The sequence below is a fragment of the Schlegelella aquatica genome, from assembly GCF_026013905.1.
Taxonomy (GTDB): domain Bacteria; phylum Pseudomonadota; class Gammaproteobacteria; order Burkholderiales; family Burkholderiaceae_C; genus Caldimonas; species Caldimonas aquatica.
Genome location: NZ_CP110257.1, coordinates 2,967,961 through 2,986,118, shown reverse-complemented (window position 1 = coordinate 2,986,118; position 18,158 = coordinate 2,967,961). Strand labels below are relative to the sequence as shown.

Here is an 18,158-nt window from a genome sequence, read left to right as displayed (position 1 = left end):
ATCCTCAATGCAGCCCGCTGCGGTCGGCAGAAAGCGCAAAGGCGGGGATCGGCGCCTCGAAGCGCTCGCCGTCCTCGGCCACGCAGAAGTAGCTTCCGCTCATCGTGCCGTGCGGCGTGGCAATGCGCGTCCAACTCGTGTACTCGAAGCCCTCGCCGGGCTTGAGCAGGGGCTGGTGGCCCACCACGCCCAGCCCCTTGACCTCCTCCACGCGCCCGGTGGCGTCCGTGATCACCCAGTGGCGGGAGATCAGCTGTGCCGCGACCCGGCCGGTGTTGCGGATCGTCACCGTGTAGGCGAACGCGTAGATCCCTTGTGCAGGGTCGGATTGCTCCGGCAGGTACTGCGGATGGACGGTGCAGGTGAACTGGTACGCGGTCATTCGACTTCCCTTCGCTTGCTGCGCAACCTACCTTCGCAGGAAGGCCGTGCCGCTTCCGCGCGGCCCGGCGGGGCGCTCATCGCGGGCGATGGTAACGCCGCACGCCCGATCCGGCGGGGGGCGGGGTATGCGAGCGGGAATACCACCGCCGGGCCCGGCCCGCGGCCAGTTCCTACAATGCGCGCTCGCCAGTTCACCTGCCGGCGTCGCCGGCCCCAGCCCATGTCCCGCTACCGCATCGCCCCCAGCATCCTGTCGGCCGACTTCGCCCGCCTCGGCGAGGAGGTGCGCCACGTCATCGCCGCCGGCGCCGACTGGATCCACTTCGACGTGATGGACAACCATTACGTGCCCAACCTCACGTTCGGGCCCATGGTGTGCGAGGCCCTGCGCAAGCATGCGGTGACGGCCGACGGCCACCGCGTACCGATCGACGTGCACCTGATGGTGCAGCCCGTCGACGCCCTCGCGCAGGCGTTCGCCCGCGCGGGTGCGGACCTCATCAGCTTCCATCCGGATGCGTCCACCCACGTGGACCGCACGCTGCAACTCATCAAGGCCGAAGGCTGCCAGGCCGGCCTGGTGTTCAACCCCGCCTCGCCGGTGGACGTGCTCGAGTGGGTGATCGACAAGGTCGATCTGGTGCTCATCATGAGCGTCAATCCCGGCTTCGGCGGGCAAAGCTTCATTCCCAGCGCGCTGCGCAAGATCGAGCGGGTGCGCCGGATCATCGACGCGAGCGGCCGCGACATCCGCCTCGAGGTCGACGGCGGCATCAAGGTCGACAACATCCGCCAGGTCGCCGACGCCGGCGCCGACACGTTCGTGGCCGGCAGCGCGATCTTCGGGCAGCCCGACTACAAGGCCGTGATCGACGCGATGCGCGCGCGTCTTGCCGCCGCATGAAGCTCGCACACGTGCGTGCTGCCCTGATCGACCTGGACGGCACGCTGGTCGACACGCTCGGCGACTTCGTCGTCGCGCTCGGCCGCATGCTGCGGGAGCTCGGCCTGCCCGCGGTCGACCGCGCCTTCGTCGAGCGCACCGTGGGCAAGGGCTCCGAGCATCTGTTGCGGCAGACCCTGCTGCACGTCACCGGCGACCCGCAAGCGCCCGAGCGGTGGTTCGAGGCTGCCTGGCAGGCCTACCAGCGCCACTACCTGGCGATCAACGGCGAACACGCCGCCGTCTATCTCGGGGTCGTGGAAGGGCTGGAGCGGCTGCGTTCGCGGGGCTGGCCGCTCGGGTGTCTGACCAACAAGCCGACGGCCTTCGCACGGCCACTTCTCGAGCGCAAGGGGCTGGCGGGGTACTTCCAGCAGGTCTGGGGCGGCGATGCGTTCGAGCGCAAGAAGCCCGACCCCTTGCCCCTGCTCAAAGCGTGCGAGGCGCTGGGCATGGCCCCGGCCCACACGCTGATGATCGGCGACTCGCACAACGATGCCCAGGCGGCACGGGCGGCCGGCTGCCCCGTCGTGCTCGTCACCTACGGGTACAACCACGGCCAGCCGGTGCACACCGCGGGGGCCGACGGATACATCGAGCGGCTCGACGCGCTGCCGCTGTAGCCTGGCGCAGTCCGCGTGGGGCGGCGCGTCCGGGCGGGGGCCTCACGCTGCCCGCCGCCGCGTGACGCGACAGCGGGGCGGGCCCCGACGCCGCCTCACGCCCCGTCGTTGCGCACGGACTTCGGCTCCTTGCCCAGCAGCAGCTCCTTGAGCTGCGCGTCCGCGGGGTTGTTGCCCAGCCAGATCTTCATCAGCGAGCTGTAGAACTCCGGCTCCTTGATCGGCTCGGCCGCTTGCTTGCCGTTGATCGAGATGACCGTGCCCTGGCCCGGCAGCCAATCGACCTGGAACGACTCGCCCTGCGCGAGCATCTTCTTGGCGGCGAAGATCTCGCCCATCTTGATCGTGCCGGGGATGGACTTGGCGAAGTCCTCGCGAGAGGCGTTCTGCTCCATGCCGCGGGTGAAGAGCTTGCCCAGCTCGTTGCCGTCGATGTCGCGCAGCATCACGATGTGCAGCCGCTTGGGGCCCGGCGCCGTCAGCGCGGCCTGGGGCGTGTTGGCCTTGGCGGTGAGGTAGAGCCCTGCCGCGTACACCTTGAAGATCGCCTTGTAGCGCACCCCGGCGCCATTGAGTTGAAGCTTGGCGCCCCCGACGGTGACCTCCGGTGCGTACTTCACGCCCGCCACATCCACCGGTTGCGAGTGCGCGAGCCCGGTGAAGACGGCGAGCGAGGCAGCGGCCAGCCCAGCGGCGAGTAGACGACGTTTCATGTGCGACTCCAGGCAGGTGACGTAACAAATTGTGTGCGCCCAGTCTGGGGCGTCTCGCCGCCTTTGTCTATCAGGAAACGCACGACCGTTCGTAAGTTTCTGCACGGAACGCGCCGGTTGCGTGCATACCCCGGCGCCGGGTAGGGAATCATCGCCGCCGCACGCCGGGGCGGCGCGGGGTGGTGCGCACGCCCGGTCGGCTGCTACACTCGGCCTCCATGTTCATCTCGCGCAAGCAAACCAAAGGTCCGCACGACCGGGGAGCCTGGCCCTGGCGTCGCCCGCTCGTCCTGGTTTGACTTGCCGCCTGCCCGGGCTCCTGCCGTCTTGACACGGCGTGCCCCCGGTGCCTCGCCGGCTCGCCCGGAATCCTCCCGATTCCCCTTTGCTTGACTCGCAGTGCGCCGTGCGCGACCCCCGTTCGCGCCGCCGCCGGGCTTGGAGGGCCCCCGCGTGATCACCGAACTCGAATTCCAGAGCCTGTCGCAACAAGGCTACAACCGCATCCCCCTCATTTCCGAGGCGTTCGCCGACCTCGAGACGCCGCTGTCGCTGTACCTGAAACTCGCCTACGCCACCGGCCGCAGCCGCTACAGCTTCCTGCTGGAGTCGGTGGTCGGCGGCGAGCGCTTCGGCCGCTATTCCTTCATCGGCCTGCCGGCGCGCACCTTCTTGCGCACCACCGGCTGGAAGACCGAGGTGGTCACCGACGACCGGGTCGTCGAGACGCACGAGGGCAATCCCCTCGACTTTCTGGCCGAGTACCAGTCGCGCTTCAAGGTCGCGCTGCGTCCCGGCTTGCCGCGCTTTTGCGGCGGGCTGGCGGGCTACTTCGGCTACGACACCGTGCGCTACATCGAGCCCAAGCTCGCGCAGACCGTCAAGCCCGACGGCATCGGCACGCCGGACATCCTGCTGCTGCACACCGAGGAACTGGCCGTCATCGACAACCTCTCGGGGCGGCTGTACCTGATCGTCTATGCCGACCCGCGCGAGCCGGAGGCGTACTTCCGCGCCAAGCGGCGGCTGGCCGAACTGGCCGACCAGTTGCGCTACAGCGTCACCGCCCCGGCGGTCAAGCGCGGCGTCTCGCATGCCGTGGAACGCGAGTTCGCCAAGGACGACTACCTGCGCGCCGTCGAGCGAGCCAAGGAGTACATCGCGGCCGGCGACATGATGCAGGTGCAGATCGGCCAGCGCCTCAAGAAGCGCTACACCGGCTCGCCGCTGTCGCTGTACCGGGCGCTGCGCTCGCTGAACCCGTCGCCCTACATGTACTTCTACGACATGGGCGACTTCCAGATCGTGGGCGCCTCGCCGGAGATCCTGGTGCGGCACGAGCACGTGCCCGAGGGCGAGAAGGTCATCATCCGCCCCATCGCCGGCACCCGCCCGCGCGGTGCGACGCCGGAGCAGGACAAGGCGCTGGAACAGGAGCTGCTCGCCGATCCGAAGGAGCGCGCCGAGCACCTGATGCTGATCGACCTGGCTCGCAACGACATCGGCCGCATCGCGCAGACCGGCAGCGTCCAGGTCACCGAGGCCTTCGTCATCGAGCGCTACTCGCACGTGATGCACATCGTCAGCCACGTGGAGGGGCTGCTCAAGCCCGGCATGACCAACCTCGACGTGCTGCGCGCCACCTTCCCGGCCGGTACCTTGACCGGCGCGCCGAAGATCCGCGCGATGGAGATCATCGACGAGCTGGAGCCGGTCAAGCGCGGCGTCTACGGCGGGGCCTGCGGCTACCTCAGCTACGCCGGCGACATGGACGTGGCGATCGCGATCCGCACCGGCATCGTCAAGGACCACACCCTCTATGTGCAGGCCGCCGCCGGGGTGGTGGCCGACTCGGTGCCCGAGCTCGAATGGAAGGAGACCGAGGCCAAGGCCCGGGCCCTGCTGCGCGCGGCCGAGCTGGTGGAAGAAGGCTTCTGAAGGCGCGAAGGAGACGACCATGCTGCTGATGATCGACAACTACGACTCCTTCACCTACAACCTGGTGCAGTATTTCGCCGAGCTGGGCGAGGACGTGCGCGTCTTCCGCAACGACGAGATCACGCTGGAAGGCATCGCCGAACTGCGGCCCGACCATCTGGTGCTCTCGCCGGGGCCCTGCTCGCCGGCCGAGGCCGGCATCTGCGTCGAGGCGATCCGCCACTTCGCCGGCCGGCTGCCCATCCTCGGCGTGTGCCTGGGCCACCAGAGCATCGGCGCGGCCTTCGGCGGCCGCATCGTGCGCGCGCAGCGCCAGATGCACGGCAAGGCCAGCACCATCACCACCGACGGGCGCGGCGTCTACACCGACTTGCCGCGCGAGTTCAGCGTGATCCGCTATCACTCGCTGGCGATCGAGCGCGCCTCGCTGCCCGCGTGCCTTGCGATCACCTCCACCTCGGAGGACGGCGAGATCATGGGCGTGCGCCACGAGGCGCTGCCGATCGAGGGGGTGCAGTTCCATCCCGAATCGATACTCAGCGAGCACGGCCACGCGATGCTCAAGAACTTCCTCACCCACGTACGTTGACCGGAGGGGCCACATGCCGATCAGCAACACCGACGCGCTGGTGCGCGTCATCGAGCACCGCGAGATCTTCCATGACGAGATGCTGGCGCTGATGCGCCGGATCATGAGCGGAGAGATGTCGCCTGTGATGATCGCCGCGCTGGCCATCGGCCTGCGCGTGAAGAAGGAAACCATCGGCGAGATCACCGCGGCCGCGCAGGTGATGCGCGAGTTCGCCACGCCGGTCCAGGTGGCCGACAAGACGCACCTGGTCGACCTGTGCGGCACGGGCGGCGACGCGGCGCACACCTTCAACATCTCCACGGCCGCGATGATCGTCGCCGCCGCGGCCGGCGCGCGCGTGGCCAAGCACGGCGGGCGCGCGGTGTCGTCCAGCACCGGCAGCGCCGACGTCCTCGAGGCGCTGGGCGCGCACATCCTGCTCACGCCCGAGCAGATCGCGCGCTGTCTGGAGGAAACCGGCATCGGCTTCATGTTCGCGCCCAACCATCACGGCTCGATGAAGCACGCCGCGCCCGTGCGCAAGGAGCTGGGGGTGCGCACCATCTTCAACATCCTGGGGCCGCTCACCAACCCGGCCGCCGCGCCCAACCAGTTGATGGGCGTGTTCCACCCCGATCTCGTCGGCATCCAGGTGCGCGTGCTCCAGCGGCTGGGCGCCGAGCACGTGATGGTCGTCTACGGCATGAACGGCATGGACGAGATCTCGCTGTCGGGCGAGACCATGGTGGGCGAACTCAAAGACGGCGAGGTGCGCGAGTACACGATCCACCCGGCCGACTTCGGCCTGCCGGTGTACGACGCGCGGGTGCTGCGCGTGGCGAGCAAGGAGGAGTCGGTGCAGTGCATCCAGCGCGCGCTCGCCAACGAGGACGGGCCGGTGCGCGACATCGTGCTGCTCAATGCCGCCGGCGCGCTCTACTGTGCCAACGTGGTCTCCTCGATCGCCGAAGGGGTGCGCCTGGCGCGTGAAGCGGTCGCATCCGGCAAGGCGCTCGCCAAGCTGAGCCAGTTCGTCAACACCACGCAAAGGCTCAAGGAGGAGGTGGCATGACACGCGCCGGGCCCGTCGGGTGTGCCACCCGCCAGCGGAGGGTGGGGCGATGAGCGACATCCTGCGCAAGATCGTCCAGGTCAAGCAGGCCGAGGTGAGCGCGGCCCGCCAGCGCATGCCCTTGGCCGAGCTGCGGCGCGAGGCCGAGAGCCGGCGCGACGTGCGCGACTTCATCGGCGGCCTGCGCACGGCGCTGGCGGCCGGCCGCCCCGCCGTCATCGCGGAAGTCAAGAAGGCCAGCCCCAGCAAGGGCGTGCTGCGCGAGCACTTCGTGCCGGCCGACATCGCCCACAGCTACGCCACGCAGGGAGCGTCCTGCTTGTCCGTGCTCACCGACGAGCCGTTCTTCCAGGGCCACGCCGACTACCTGCGCCAGGCGCGCGCGGCCTGCTCGTTGCCCGTGTTGCGCAAGGACTTCATGGTGGACGACTACCAGGTCTTCGAGGCGCGCGCGATGGGCGCCGACTGCATCCTGCTCATCGCCGCCTGCCTCGACGACGCCCGCATGCGCGACTTGGAAGCCGTCGCCCACGCGCTGGGCATGGCCGTGCTGGTGGAAGTGCACGACGAGACCGAGCTCGAGCGGGCGCTGCGCCTCGCCACCCCGCTGGTGGGCATCAACAACCGCAACCTGCGCACCTTCGAGGTCTCGCTCGACACGACGCTCGCGATGCTCCCCCGCGTGCCACCGGACCGGCTGTTGGTCACCGAATCGGGCATCCTTGCGCGCGACGATGTGCGGCGCATGCGCGAGGCAGGCGTGCACGCCTTCCTCGTCGGCGAGGCCTTCATGCGCGCCGCCGACCCGGGCGCGGCGCTGCATCAGCTCTTCTTCGCCGCCGAGCCATGAGGCCAGTCGACCTTTTCGCCGCCGCGCCGGCCGCCGCGGGGCCGCGCCCGCCGAGCCTGCCCGACAACGCGCTGCGAGAGCCGCTCGCGAACTGCTTCGACCGTGTGCCGGCCGACTGGCGGGCCGTCACCGAGCCCTTCCGCCGCAGTCCCGCCGGCCAGGCGCTGATCGAGTTCGTCGACGCCCGCCGCGCGGCCGGGGCCGTGATCTACCCGGCCGAGGTCTTCCGCGCGCTGCAACTCACCCCGCTGGCGCAGGTCAAGGCCGTCATCCTCGGGCAGGACCCGTACCACGGTCCCGGGCAGGCGCAGGGCTTGGCGTTCTCGGTCCCCTCCGGGCAAAGGCTGCCCCCCAGTCTGCGCCACATCTTCCAGGAGGCGCGGTGTGCCGGCGGCGCGGCGGCCGACGGCGATCTGACCCCCTGGGCGCGGCAGGGGGTGCTGCTGCTCAACACCGTCCTCACGGTGGAGGACGGTTGCCCCCACAGTCACGCCGGCCGCGGCTGGGAGCCGCTCACCGACGCCCTCATCGCGCATGTGAGCGCCCACGCCGGGCCGTGCGTGTTCCTGCTGTGGGGTGGGCCTGCACAGAAAAAGCGCGGGCTCGTGGACGAGTCGCGCCACCTCGTGCTCGTCGCCAACCACCCGTCGCCCCTGTCGGCGCGCCGGCCCCCGCAGCCGTTCCTGGGCTGCGGCCATTTCGCGCAAGCCAACGCCTGGCTCGCGCAACACCGGCCGGCCGACGGTCCCGTGCGCTGGTAAGCCGGTAGAGGCGGGCCTTCCCGGTCGGCGGCGTTCCATCGACACCCGGGTGCGCCGCGCCGGAGCGCGCGCATGAGGGGCTTGGCAAATCGAAAAGGCCGCTGCTAGAATCTGTGGTTCGCCGCGGAGGGGTGCCCGAGTGGCTAAAGGGGGCAGACTGTAAATCTGTTGGCTTACGCCTACGTTGGTTCGAATCCAACCCCCTCCACCAAGGCGAAACGTTGGTTTTTGGCTTGGTTGCGGCTGAAGCGATACCTCACCCGATAGCCCCGCTGGGCTTGAAGGTGCTCCCGGGCGGGAGTAGTTCAATGGTAGAACCTTAGCCTTCCAAGCTAATGACGCGGGTTCGATTCCCGTCTCCCGCTCCAGTTACCAGAGGGCCCCGAGCGGGCCCTCTGGTAACTGGTACGGTGGTGCGGGTGGGAATTCGCTGGTTCGGTCGGGGCTGCCCAGTCGAGCGGCCTCGGACGTGCGGCGCAGCCGCACGGGCCCGGAACGAAGTGCAGGGCCGAGGAATCGCCCTCGAGCGATTCCGAGCATTCCCGCGGGTGGCTCGGCCGCAACGGGGGTGTGGTGACGAGTGGTGGGTGCCAAGTCGCCAGTGGTTTGCCGGTGCGGTTCTCGGGTGGGCAAACCAGTGTCGACTGCCCATGTGGCTCAGTGGTAGAGCACTCCCTTGGTAAGGGAGAGGTCACGCGTTCGATCCGCGTCATGGGCACCACCTCCTCTTCACCGTCCAAACCCGACATTCGACCGTCAGGAGATCGGAAAAATGGCAAAGGAAAAGTTTGAGCGGACCAAGCCGCACGTGAACGTGGGCACGATTGGTCACGTGGACCACGGCAAGACGACGCTGACGGCGGCGATCACGACGGTGCTGTCGCAGAAGTTCGGCGGTGAAGCCAAGGCGTACGACCAGATCGACGCGGCGCCCGAAGAAAAGGCGCGCGGCATCACGATCAACACCGCGCACGTCGAGTACGAGACGGCCAACCGTCACTACGCGCACGTCGACTGCCCGGGCCACGCCGACTACGTCAAGAACATGATCACCGGTGCGGCGCAGATGGACGGCGCGATCCTGGTGGTGTCGGCCGCCGACGGCCCGATGCCGCAGACGCGCGAGCACATCCTGCTGGCGCGCCAGGTCGGTGTGCCCTACATCATCGTGTTCCTGAACAAGTGCGACATGGTCGACGACGCCGAGCTGCTCGAGCTCGTCGAGATGGAAGTGCGCGAGCTGCTGAGCAAGTACGAGTTCCCCGGCGACGACATCCCCATCGTCAAGGGCTCGGCGAAGCTGGCGCTCGAAGGCGACAAGGGCGAGCTGGGCGAGCAGGCCATCATGAAGCTGGCCGAGGCGCTGGACACCTACATTCCCACGCCCGAGCGCGCGGTGGACCAGCCGTTCCTGATGCCCATCGAAGACGTGTTCTCGATCTCCGGCCGCGGCACCGTGGTGACCGGGCGTGTCGAGCGCGGCATCATCAAAGTCGGTGACGAAATCGAGATCGTGGGTCTGCGCCCGACGACCAAGACCACCTGCACCGGCGTGGAGATGTTCCGCAAGCTGCTCGACCAGGGCCAGGCGGGCGACAACGTCGGTATCCTGCTGCGCGGCACCAAGCGCGAGGAAGTCGAGCGCGGCCAGGTGCTGGCCAAGCCCGGCACGATCACGCCGCACACGCACTTCACCGCCGAGGTGTACGTGCTGAGCAAGGAAGAGGGCGGGCGCCACACGCCGTTCTTCAACAACTACCGTCCGCAGTTCTACTTCCGCACCACCGACGTCACCGGCGCCATCGAGCTGCCCAAGGACAAGGAGATGGTGATGCCTGGCGACAACGTGACGATCACCGTCAAGCTGATCGCCCCGATCGCCATGGAAGAGGGTCTGCGCTTTGCGATCCGCGAAGGCGGCCGTACCGTCGGCGCCGGCGTGGTGGCCAAGATCATCGAGTAAGGCGAAGGTTCTAGGGGTATAGCTCAACTGGCAGAGCGTCGGTCTCCAAAACCGAAGGTTGGGGGTTCGATTCCCTCTGCCCCTGCCACAATTCGCTGACCACCCACGTTGCGCAGCGCAAGCTCCCCCGGGTGGATCGGTCCAGCAGCCCGCAGGCAGGCCCCGCAAGGGGTCGCAAGCCCGGCGGGCTTTGCTGCTGATGGTGGCGACGAGCCGTTCGCCGCGTTCGAAGTGATGCACATGACCCAACCTCAAGTCGAAACCGTCTCCAGTGGCGCGGACAAGGCCAAGCTTGCCGTCGCGGCCTTGCTGGTGGTCGCTGCGGTGGCGGCTTACTACCTGCTCGGCCAGCAGGATCTGTGGATCCGCGTGGTGGCGCTGCTGCTCGCGCTGGCCGCCGCGATCGGCGTGTTCTTCACCGCCGAGCCCGGCAAGCGGCTGATCGGTTTTTCCGGCGATTCCTGGCGGGAGCTGAAGAAGGTCGTGTGGCCGACCCGCAAGGAGGCCATGCAGATGACGGGCTACGTGTTCGCCTTCGTCGGTGTGATGGCCGTGTTCCTGTGGCTCACCGACAAGAGCCTGGAATGGGTGCTGTACGACCTGATCCTGGGCTGGAAGCGCTGACGAAGGGAGCGAGACGATGAGCGAAACCCAAGGCCAAGGCCCTGCCAAGCGCTGGTATGTCGTGCATGCCTACTCCGGCATGGAGAAGGCGGTCGAGCGCAACCTGCGTGAGCGCATCGAGCGCGCCGGCATGCAGGACAAGTTCGGCCGCATCCTCGTGCCCACCGAGGAGGTCATCGAGGTCAAGAACGGCAAGAAGGCCGTGACCGAGCGCCGTTTCTTCCCCGGCTACGTGCTGGTGGAGATGGTGATGGACGACGACACCTGGCACCTGGTCAAGCACACGTCCAAAGTGACCGGGTTCGTCGGCGGCGCCAAGAACCGCCCGGTGCCCATCTCGGAAGACGAGGTCATGAAGATCGTCAACCAGATGCAAGAGGGCACCGAGAAGCCGCGTCCCAAGGTCGAGTGGGAGGTGGGCGAGATCGTGCGCGTCAAGGAAGGTCCGTTCACCGACTTCAACGGCGCCATCGAAGAGGTCAACTACGACAAGTCCAAGCTGCGCGTGTCGGTCACGATCTTCGGTCGTGCCACCCCGGTGGAGCTGGACTTCCATCAGGTCGAGAAGGTCTGACGGCCTGCGGTCGTTGAGCCGGTCGCCGCAGGGGTGGCCCGACGCCCGGCGTCGGCCGCGTGCTCGGTGACCAGAGGATGAAGGCCCTGGCCGGGGCCTGCGGCACGAAAGTGCGGCGATCCGGCCCGTTGCGAGCCGGTGACGAGACATCGGCAGGAGGAGCAAGGGTAAGCGCGCCAGCGTCCAGTCCCTTGCGTTCGTACTCGACAAGCCCTGCCTGGCCGCGGGGCTTGTGAATGGAGATCATCATGGCCAAGAAGATTGTCGGCTTCATCAAGCTGCAAATCCCGGCAGGCAAGGCCAACCCCTCGCCCCCGGTCGGTCCGGCGCTCGGTCAGCGCGGTCTGAACATCATGGAGTTCTGCAAGGCGTTCAACGCCCAGACCCAGGGCATGGAGCCCGGTCTGATGCTGCCGGTCGTCATCACCGCGTATGCAGACAAGTCCTTCACTTTCGTCATCAAGACGCCGCCGGCCACCGTGCTGATCAAGAAGGCGCTCAAGCTCGAGAAGGGCTCCAGCCGCGCCCACCTCGACAAGGTCGGCAAGATCACCCGCGCCCAGCTCGAGGAGATCGCCAAGACCAAGATGAAGGATCTGACGGCCGCCGACCTCGACGCTGCCGTCAAGACGATCGCCGGTTCTGCCCGTTCGATGGGCGTGATCGTGGAGGGGGTCTGACCATGGCCAAGCTGACGAAACGCCAAAAGGCCCTGCAGGGCAAGGTCGACAGCACCAAGCTGTATCCGATCGACGAGGCGCTGAACCTGGTGAAGGAGTGCGCCACCGCCAAGTTCGATGAGTCCATCGACGTGGCCGTGCAACTAGGTGTGGACGCCAAGAAGTCCGACCAGGTCGTGCGCGGCGCGGTGGTGATGCCCAACGGCACCGGCAAGACCAAGCGCGTGGCGGTGTTCGCCCAGGGCGCCAAGGCCGAGGAGGCCAAGGCCGCCGGCGCCGACATCGTCGGGATGGAAGACCTGGCCGAGCAGATCAAGGCCGGCAACATCAACTTCGACGTCGTGATCGCCTCGCCCGACACGATGCGCATCGTCGGTACGCTGGGCCAGATCCTGGGCCCGCGCGGCCTGATGCCGAACCCCAAGGTCGGCACCGTGACGCCGGACGTCGCCCAGGCGGTGCGCAATGCCAAGGCCGGCCAGGTGCAGTTCCGCGTCGACAAGGCCGGCATCATCCACGCGACGATCGGCCGCCGCTCGTTCGACACCGACAAGCTCAAGGGCAACCTGAGCGCGCTGCTGGATGCCCTGAACAAGGCCAAGCCGGCTTCGAGCAAGGGCGTGTACCTGCGCAAGATCGCCGTGTCGTCGACGATGGGCGTCGGCGCGCGCGTGGACGTGACGACGATCAACACCCCGCAAGCGTCCTGAACGCCGGGGCGCCGGCACCTCGTCGCGGTGCCGGCAGGAATTGGTGGGCCGACGGCCCGCCCGACCGTTCCGCAAGGAGCGGCCGGCGCGGCCGCCGGGCTATCAAAGACCGTTGGTGCGGGCTCGGTCCCGCTTAATGGAGCCGGCCGCTGTGCAAGCGGCGGTCGTGCGAAGCCAACGCAGATGGCGTACCCGCTGGAATGGAGATGAGGCCGGCCGCAAGGCGGGCTTGGTGTCCTGAACAGAAGGTCGCTGTAACTGGTGCACCGGGGGCGACCCCGGTGTGGATGTGAGGAGTAGACCTTGAGTCTGAATCGCAACGAGAAACAAGCCGTTGTGGCGGAAGTGGCGGCCCAAGCGGCCAAGTCGCAGACGCTCGCATTGGCGGAGTATCGTGGCCTCACCGTCGCTCAACTGGACCAGCTGCGTCGCCAGGCGCGTGAAAAGGGCGTGTACCTGCACGTTCTGAAGAACACGCTCGCCCGTCGCGCCGTCGCTGGCACCCCGTTCGAGGTGGCGGCCGAGTCCATGGCCGGTCCGCTGATCTACGGCTTTTCGGAAGACGCCGTCGCTGCGGCGAAAGTCCTCGCCGACTTCGCCAAGGGCAACGACAAGCTGGTCGTCAAGGCCGGCGCGTACAACGGCAAGCCCCTGGACGCCGAAGGCGTGAAGGCGCTGGCCGCGATCCCGAGCAAGGAAGTGCTGCTGTCCCAGCTGCTGGGTCTCATGCAGTCGCCCGTGTCTCGTCTGGCTCGCGTGCTCGCCGCTCTGGCCGAAAAGCGTGGCGAAGCCGCCCCTGCTGCTTGATCCGAACCCCCGTATCTTTCTGTTTAGGAACCCAAAATGGCATTCGATAAAGACGCTTTCCTGACCGCCCTGGACAGCATGTCCGTGATGGAGCTCAACGAGCTGGTCAAGGCCATCGAAGAGAAGTTCGGCGTGTCCGCCGCCGCGATGGCCGCTCCGGCCGCCGCCGCGGGTGCTGCCGCTCCGGCCGCTGAAGAGAAGACCGAGTTCACCGTGGTGCTGGCCGACGCTGGCGCCAACAAGGTGGGCGTCATCAAGGCCGTGCGCGAGATCACCGGCCTGGGCCTGAAGGAAGCCAAGGACCTGGTCGACGGCGCTCCGAAGCCCGTCAAGGAAGGCATCTCCAAGGCCGACGCCGAGGCGGCCAAGAAGAAGCTGGAAGAAGCCGGCGCCAAGGTCGAACTCAAGTAAATCGGCGCTCGCCTGCTGCGCGGTCCGATCTCGGTCCTGCGATGCTCGCCGTACGCCAGTACGACTGGGCTTCTCGAACCGACCTCGGACCGCTCGCAACGGCAGTCGCTCGATTTACTCCCCTTCGGGGGGTAGGGGCATGCCCCGTTTTGGGGCAAAGCCCTTTTTGCGCTTCAGGGGTTCGCCCCTGGAGGGCACCTGGAAGCGCCTGACGGGGTATCCTGTCGGGTTCTTCCAAGTGTTCTCTGATCCGACTGCGGAGAACCGGGTTTGGTCGGACCGTGGTGCAACGCCAGGGTTGTCCGCCAGCGGCTGGTAGTGGCCAGCCACCAAGCTTCAGACGCAACGTCTGGTGCCAGTCGCCGAACGCAACGCCGTCATGGCCGGACGGCGTTCGACACGGAGTGTTTATGGCGCAAGCAAAATCCTACAGCTACACCGAGCGCAAGCGCATCCGCAAGAGTTTTGGCAAGCGTGAAAGCGTGCTCGAGGTTCCTTACCTGCTGTCGATGCAGAAGGACTCCTACCGGGCCTTCTTGCAGCAGGAGGTGCCTCCGCAGAAGCGCAAGAACGAGGGCCTGCAAGCCGCGTTCCTGTCCACGTTCCCGATCGTCTCGCACAACGGGTACGTGGAGATGAAGTTCCTCGAGTACAACATCGCCAAGCCTCCGTTCGACGTGCGCGAGTGCCAGCAGCGGGGCCTGACCTACGCTGCGGCCGTTCGGGCGAAGCTGCAGATGATCATCTACGACCGCGAGGCGGCGCAGGCCAAGACGGTCAAGGAGATCAAGGAGCAGGAGGTCTACATGGGCGAAGTGCCGCTCATGACGGACTACGGCTCCTTCATCGTCAACGGCACCGAACGCGTCATCGTCTCCCAGCTGCACCGCTCGCCGGGCGTGTTCTTCGAGCACGACAAGGGCAAGACGCACAGCTCGGGCAAGCTGCTGTTCTCCGCGCGGATCATCCCGTACCGCGGCTCCTGGCTGGACTTCGAGTTCGACCCGAAGGACATCCTCTACTTCCGCGTCGACCGCCGTCGCAAGATGCCGGTCACGATCCTGCTCAAGGCCATCGGCCTCAATCCCGAGCAGATCCTGGCGCACTTCTTCGTCTTCGACAACTTCCGCCTGATGGATTCGGGCGCGCAGATGGAATTCGTTCCTGAGCGCCTGAAGGGCGAGGTGGCGCGCTTCGACATCACCGACAAGTCGGGCAACGTCGTCGTCGAGAAGGACAAGCGCATCACCGCGCGCCACACCCGGATGCTGGAGCAGTCGGGCACGCAGTTCATCACCGTGCCGGAGGACTTCCTGATCGGCCGCGTGCTGGCGAAGAACCAGATCGACCCGGAGACGGGCGAGATCATCGCCAAGGCCAACGACGAGCTGACCGAGACGCTGCTCAAGAAGCTGCGCGGCGCCGGCATCAAAGAGATCCAGTGCATCTACACGAACGAGCTGGATCAGGGCCCGTACATCTCGCAGACGCTGGCCAGCGACGAGACGGCCGACCAGCTCGCCGCGCGCGTGGCGATCTATCGCATGATGCGCCCCGGCGAGCCGCCGACGGAAGATGCCGTCGAGGCCCTGTTCAACCGTCTGTTCTACAGCGCCGACACCTACGACCTCTCGCGCGTCGGCCGCATGAAGTTCAACGCGCGCGTCGGCCGCGACACCGCGGACGGTCCGATGACCCTGACCAACGAGGACATCCTCGACGTGGTCAAGATCCTGGTGGACCTGCGTAACGGCCGGGGCGAGGTCGACGACATCGACCACCTCGGCAACCGGCGCGTGCGCTGCGTGGGCGAACTGGCCGAGAACCAGTACCGCTCGGGCCTGGCGCGCATCGAAAAAGCGGTCAAGGAGCGTCTCGGCCAAGCCGAGACGGAAGCGCTGATGCCGCACGACCTGATCAACTCCAAGCCGATCTCCGCGGCGCTGAAAGAGTTCTTCGGGGCGAGCCAGCTCAGCCAGTTCATGGACCAGACCAACCCGCTGTCGGAGATCACGCACAAGCGGCGTGTGTCGGCGCTGGGCCCGGGCGGTCTGACGCGCGAGCGCGCGGGCTTCGAGGTGCGCGACGTGCACCCGACCCACTACGGCCGCGTGTGCCCGATCGAAACGCCCGAAGGCCCGAACATCGGCCTGATCAACTCGCTGGCCCTGTACGCGCGCCTGAACGAGTACGGCTTCCTGGAGACGCCGTACCGGCGCGTCGTGGACGGCCAGGTGACCGACCAGATCGACTACCTGTCGGCCATCGAGGAAGGCAAGTACGTGATCGCGCAGGCCAACGCGACGCTGGACAAGGACGGTCGCCTGATCGACGAACTGGTGTCCGCGCGTGAGAAGGGCGAGTCGGTGCTGACCTCGCCGGACCGCATCCAGTACATGGACGTGGCCCCGTCGCAGATCGTCTCGGTGGCGGCCTCGCTGGTGCCCTTCCTGGAGCACGACGACGCGAACCGCGCGCTGATGGGCGCCAACATGCAGCGCCAGGCGGTGCCGACGCTGCGGCCCGAGAAGGCCTTGGTCGGTACCGGCATCGAGCGCGTGGCCGCGGTGGACTCGGGCACCGTCGTGACGGCCAAGCGCGGCGGGGTGGTGGACTACGTCGATGCCAACCGCATCGTGATCCGCGTCAACGACAACGAGGCGGTCGCGGGCGAAGTGGGCGTGGACATCTACAACCTCATCAAGTACCAGCGCTCCAACCAGAACACCAACATCCACCAGCGCCCGATCGTCAAGCGTGGCGACGCGGTGGCCGTGGGTGACGTGATCGCGGACGGCGCCTCGACCGACCTGGGCGAACTCGCGCTCGGCCAGAACATGCTGGTCGCGTTCATGCCCTGGAACGGCTACAACTTCGAGGACTCGATCCTGATCAGCGAGAAGGTGGTGGCCGACGACCGCTACACCTCGATCCACATCGAGGAACTGGTGGTGATGGCGCGGGACACCAAGCTGGGTCCGGAAGAGATCACGCGCGACATCCCGAACCTCTCGGAGCACCAGCTCTCGCGCCTGGACGAGTCCGGCATCGTCTACATCGGGGCCGAGGTCGGTCCCGGCGACGTGCTGGTCGGCAAGGTCACGCCCAAGGGCGAGACCACGCTGACGCCAGAGGAGAAGCTGCTGCGTGCGATCTTCGGCGAGAAGGCGTCCGACGTGAAGGACACCTCGCTGCGCGTCGAGCAGGGCACCAGCGGCACGGTGATCGACGTGCAGGTCTTCACGCGTGAAGGCATCCAGCGCGACAAGCGTGCCCAGCAGATCATCGACGACGAGCTCAAGCGCTTCCGCCTGGATCTGAACGACCAGCTGCGCATCGTCGAGGCCGACGCGTTCGACCGGATCGAGAAGCTGCTCGCCGGCAAGGTGGCCAACGGCGGGCCCAAGAAGCTCGCCAAGGGCACGGTGATCACCAAGGAGTACCTGGCCGACGTCGACAAGTACCACTGGTTCGACATCCGCCCGGCCGACGAGGACATCGCCCAGCAGCTCGAGAGCATCAAGAACTCGCTGGAGCAGACCCGCCACAGCTTCGACCTGGCCTTCGAAGAGAAGCGCAAGAAGCTCACTCAAGGCGACGAGCTGCCGGCCGGCGTGCTCAAGATGGTCAAGGTGTACCTGGCCGTCAAGCGCCGGCTGCAGCCTGGCGACAAGATGGCCGGCCGTCACGGCAACAAGGGCGTGGTCTCCAAGATCGTGCCGGTCGAGGACATGCCCTACATGGCCGACGGCACGCCGTGCGACATCGTGCTGAACCCGCTGGGCGTGCCCTCGCGCATGAACGTGGGCCAGGTGCTCGAAGTGCACCTGGGCTGGGCGGCCAAGGGCATCGGCCAGCGCATCGGCGACATGCTGCAGCGCGAGGCCCGCGTCGCGGAGCTGCGCCAGTTCCTGGACGAGCTGTACAACCGCTCGGGCGGCAAGACGGAAAGCCTGGAGGCGCTCTCGGACGACGAGGTGCTGGAGATGGCGCGCAACCTCTCCGAGGGCATGCCCTTCGCGACGCCGGTGTTCGACGGGGCCTCGGAAGACGAGATCCGCGCGATGCTCAAGCTCGCCTACCCGGACGAGATCGCCAAGGCCAAGGGCCTGACCGAATCGCGCACCCAGGCGACGCTCTACGACGGGCGCACCGGCGATGCCTTCGAGCGGCCGGTGACCGTGGGCTACATGCACGTGCTGAAGCTGCACCACCTGGTGGACGACAAGATGCACGCGCGCTCGACCGGCCCGTACTCGCTGGTGACGCAGCAGCCGCTGGGCGGCAAGGCGCAGTTCGGCGGCCAGCGCTTCGGCGAAATGGAAGTCTGGGCGCTGGAGGCCTACGGCGCGGCCTATGTGCTGCAGGAAATGCTGACGGTGAAGTCCGACGACGTGAACGGCCGTACCAAGGTGTACGAGAACATCGTCAAGGGCGAGCATGCGATCGACGCCGGCATGCCGGAGTCGTTCAACGTGCTGGTCAAGGAAATCCGTTCGCTCGGTATCGATATCGAGCTCGAGCGCAACTAAGT

The 18,158-nt window shown here is 67.3% G+C and carries 17 protein-coding genes and 4 tRNA genes; 19 read left to right on the top strand and 2 right to left on the bottom strand.

Features of this window, described 5'->3' with window-relative positions:
• Positions 1-4: 4 nt before the first annotated feature.
• Complete coding sequence (apaG, locus tag OMP39_RS13730; protein ID WP_264892314.1) at positions 5-382, bottom strand: Co2+/Mg2+ efflux protein ApaG; 378 nt, start codon at positions 380-382, stop codon at positions 5-7.
• Positions 383-604: 222 nt separating this feature from the next.
• Between apaG and rpe the strand changes: the two genes are divergently transcribed.
• Together rpe and gph are read left to right on the top strand one after the other, a co-directional pair.
• Entirely contained in the window at positions 605-1,288 is a 684-nt protein-coding gene (rpe, locus tag OMP39_RS13725) for a ribulose-phosphate 3-epimerase (RefSeq protein WP_264892312.1), read from the top strand.
• On the top strand, positions 1,285-1,950 hold the full coding sequence (gph, locus tag OMP39_RS13720; protein ID WP_264892311.1) for a phosphoglycolate phosphatase: 666 nt from the start codon (positions 1,285-1,287) through the stop codon (positions 1,948-1,950). Before rpe ends, gph begins: the two co-directional genes overlap by 4 nt.
• 95 nt (positions 1,951-2,045) lie before the next feature.
• Here the strand turns inward: gph and OMP39_RS13715 are convergent, their stop codons facing one another.
• Positions 2,046-2,663, bottom strand: a complete 618-nt coding sequence (locus OMP39_RS13715) for a chalcone isomerase family protein (RefSeq protein WP_264892309.1) — start codon at positions 2,661-2,663, stop codon at positions 2,046-2,048.
• Positions 2,664-3,116: 453 nt separating this feature from the next.
• Between OMP39_RS13715 and trpE the strand changes: the two genes are divergently transcribed.
• From trpE to rpoB, 17 genes are all read left to right on the top strand, one after another.
• Positions 3,117-4,601, top strand: coding sequence for an anthranilate synthase component I (gene trpE, locus OMP39_RS13710; RefSeq protein WP_264892307.1), 1,485 nt, complete (start codon positions 3,117-3,119; stop codon positions 4,599-4,601).
• Between the two features lie 19 nt (positions 4,602-4,620).
• Positions 4,621-5,190, top strand: coding sequence for an anthranilate synthase component II (locus OMP39_RS13705; protein ID WP_264892306.1), 570 nt, complete (start codon positions 4,621-4,623; stop codon positions 5,188-5,190).
• A 13-nt stretch (positions 5,191-5,203) separates the two neighbouring features.
• The gene (gene trpD, locus OMP39_RS13700) at positions 5,204-6,244 is read left to right on the top strand and encodes an anthranilate phosphoribosyltransferase (protein ID WP_264892304.1); all 1,041 of its coding nucleotides are present in this window, start codon (positions 5,204-5,206) and stop codon (positions 6,242-6,244) included.
• Positions 6,245-6,293: 49 nt separating this feature from the next.
• The gene (gene trpC / locus OMP39_RS13695; RefSeq protein WP_264892302.1) at positions 6,294-7,094 is read left to right on the top strand and encodes an indole-3-glycerol phosphate synthase TrpC; all 801 of its coding nucleotides are present in this window, start codon (positions 6,294-6,296) and stop codon (positions 7,092-7,094) included.
• Complete coding sequence (locus OMP39_RS13690) at positions 7,091-7,855, top strand: uracil-DNA glycosylase (RefSeq protein WP_264892301.1); 765 nt, start codon at positions 7,091-7,093, stop codon at positions 7,853-7,855. Before trpC ends, OMP39_RS13690 begins: the two co-directional genes overlap by 4 nt.
• Positions 7,856-7,980: 125 nt before the next feature.
• Positions 7,981-8,066 (top strand) — tRNA-Tyr (locus tag OMP39_RS13685).
• An 83-nt stretch (positions 8,067-8,149) separates the two neighbouring features.
• A tRNA-Gly gene (locus OMP39_RS13680) sits at positions 8,150-8,223 on the top strand.
• Positions 8,224-8,501: 278 nt separating this feature from the next.
• Positions 8,502-8,576 (top strand) — tRNA-Thr (locus OMP39_RS13675).
• A 51-nt stretch (positions 8,577-8,627) separates the two neighbouring features.
• Complete coding sequence (gene tuf / locus OMP39_RS13670) at positions 8,628-9,818, top strand: elongation factor Tu (RefSeq protein WP_264892270.1); 1,191 nt, start codon at positions 8,628-8,630, stop codon at positions 9,816-9,818.
• A 12-nt stretch (positions 9,819-9,830) separates the two neighbouring features.
• Positions 9,831-9,906, top strand: a tRNA-Trp gene (locus OMP39_RS13665).
• Between the two features lie 152 nt (positions 9,907-10,058).
• Complete coding sequence (gene secE / locus OMP39_RS13660) at positions 10,059-10,442, top strand: preprotein translocase subunit SecE (RefSeq protein ID WP_264892300.1); 384 nt, start codon at positions 10,059-10,061, stop codon at positions 10,440-10,442.
• Positions 10,443-10,458: 16 nt separating this feature from the next.
• Positions 10,459-11,016, top strand: a complete 558-nt coding sequence (nusG, locus tag OMP39_RS13655) for a transcription termination/antitermination protein NusG (protein ID WP_264892299.1) — start codon at positions 10,459-10,461, stop codon at positions 11,014-11,016.
• 248 nt (positions 11,017-11,264) lie between these two features.
• Positions 11,265-11,696, top strand: coding sequence for a 50S ribosomal protein L11 (rplK, locus tag OMP39_RS13650; RefSeq protein WP_264892298.1), 432 nt, complete (start codon positions 11,265-11,267; stop codon positions 11,694-11,696).
• Between the two features lie 2 nt (positions 11,697-11,698).
• Positions 11,699-12,406: a 50S ribosomal protein L1 gene (gene rplA, locus OMP39_RS13645; RefSeq protein ID WP_264892297.1), complete on the top strand. Its 708-nt coding sequence runs from the start codon at positions 11,699-11,701 to the stop codon at positions 12,404-12,406.
• A 303-nt stretch (positions 12,407-12,709) separates the two neighbouring features.
• On the top strand, positions 12,710-13,213 hold the full coding sequence (rplJ, locus tag OMP39_RS13640) for a 50S ribosomal protein L10 (RefSeq protein ID WP_264892296.1): 504 nt from the start codon (positions 12,710-12,712) through the stop codon (positions 13,211-13,213).
• Between the two features lie 36 nt (positions 13,214-13,249).
• A complete protein-coding gene (rplL, locus tag OMP39_RS13635) occupies positions 13,250-13,624 on the top strand; it encodes a 50S ribosomal protein L7/L12 (RefSeq protein ID WP_264892295.1) in 375 nt (124 codons plus the stop codon).
• Positions 13,625-14,034: 410 nt separating this feature from the next.
• On the top strand, positions 14,035-18,156 hold the full coding sequence (gene rpoB, locus OMP39_RS13630; protein WP_264892294.1) for a DNA-directed RNA polymerase subunit beta: 4,122 nt from the start codon (positions 14,035-14,037) through the stop codon (positions 18,154-18,156).
• Positions 18,157-18,158: the final 2 nt, after the last annotated feature.

Coding starts and splice junctions, on each gene's coding strand:
- apaG (WP_264892314.1), bottom strand. CDS start 382: ATGACCGCGTACCAGTTCACCTGCACCGTCCATCCGCAGTACCTGCCG.
- rpe (WP_264892312.1), top strand. CDS start 605: ATGTCCCGCTACCGCATCGCCCCCAGCATCCTGTCGGCCGACTTCGCC.
- gph (WP_264892311.1), top strand. CDS start 1,285: ATGAAGCTCGCACACGTGCGTGCTGCCCTGATCGACCTGGACGGCACG.
- OMP39_RS13715 (WP_264892309.1), bottom strand. CDS start 2,663: ATGAAACGTCGTCTACTCGCCGCTGGGCTGGCCGCTGCCTCGCTCGCC.
- OMP39_RS13705 (WP_264892306.1), top strand. CDS start 4,621: ATGCTGCTGATGATCGACAACTACGACTCCTTCACCTACAACCTGGTG.
- trpD (WP_264892304.1), top strand. CDS start 5,204: ATGCCGATCAGCAACACCGACGCGCTGGTGCGCGTCATCGAGCACCGC.
- trpC (WP_264892302.1), top strand. CDS start 6,294: ATGAGCGACATCCTGCGCAAGATCGTCCAGGTCAAGCAGGCCGAGGTG.
- OMP39_RS13690 (WP_264892301.1), top strand. CDS start 7,091: ATGAGGCCAGTCGACCTTTTCGCCGCCGCGCCGGCCGCCGCGGGGCCG.
- tuf (WP_264892270.1), top strand. CDS start 8,628: ATGGCAAAGGAAAAGTTTGAGCGGACCAAGCCGCACGTGAACGTGGGC.
- secE (WP_264892300.1), top strand. CDS start 10,059: ATGACCCAACCTCAAGTCGAAACCGTCTCCAGTGGCGCGGACAAGGCC.
- nusG (WP_264892299.1), top strand. CDS start 10,459: ATGAGCGAAACCCAAGGCCAAGGCCCTGCCAAGCGCTGGTATGTCGTG.
- rplK (WP_264892298.1), top strand. CDS start 11,265: ATGGCCAAGAAGATTGTCGGCTTCATCAAGCTGCAAATCCCGGCAGGC.
- rplA (WP_264892297.1), top strand. CDS start 11,699: ATGGCCAAGCTGACGAAACGCCAAAAGGCCCTGCAGGGCAAGGTCGAC.
- rplL (WP_264892295.1), top strand. CDS start 13,250: ATGGCATTCGATAAAGACGCTTTCCTGACCGCCCTGGACAGCATGTCC.
- rpoB (WP_264892294.1), top strand. CDS start 14,035: ATGGCGCAAGCAAAATCCTACAGCTACACCGAGCGCAAGCGCATCCGC.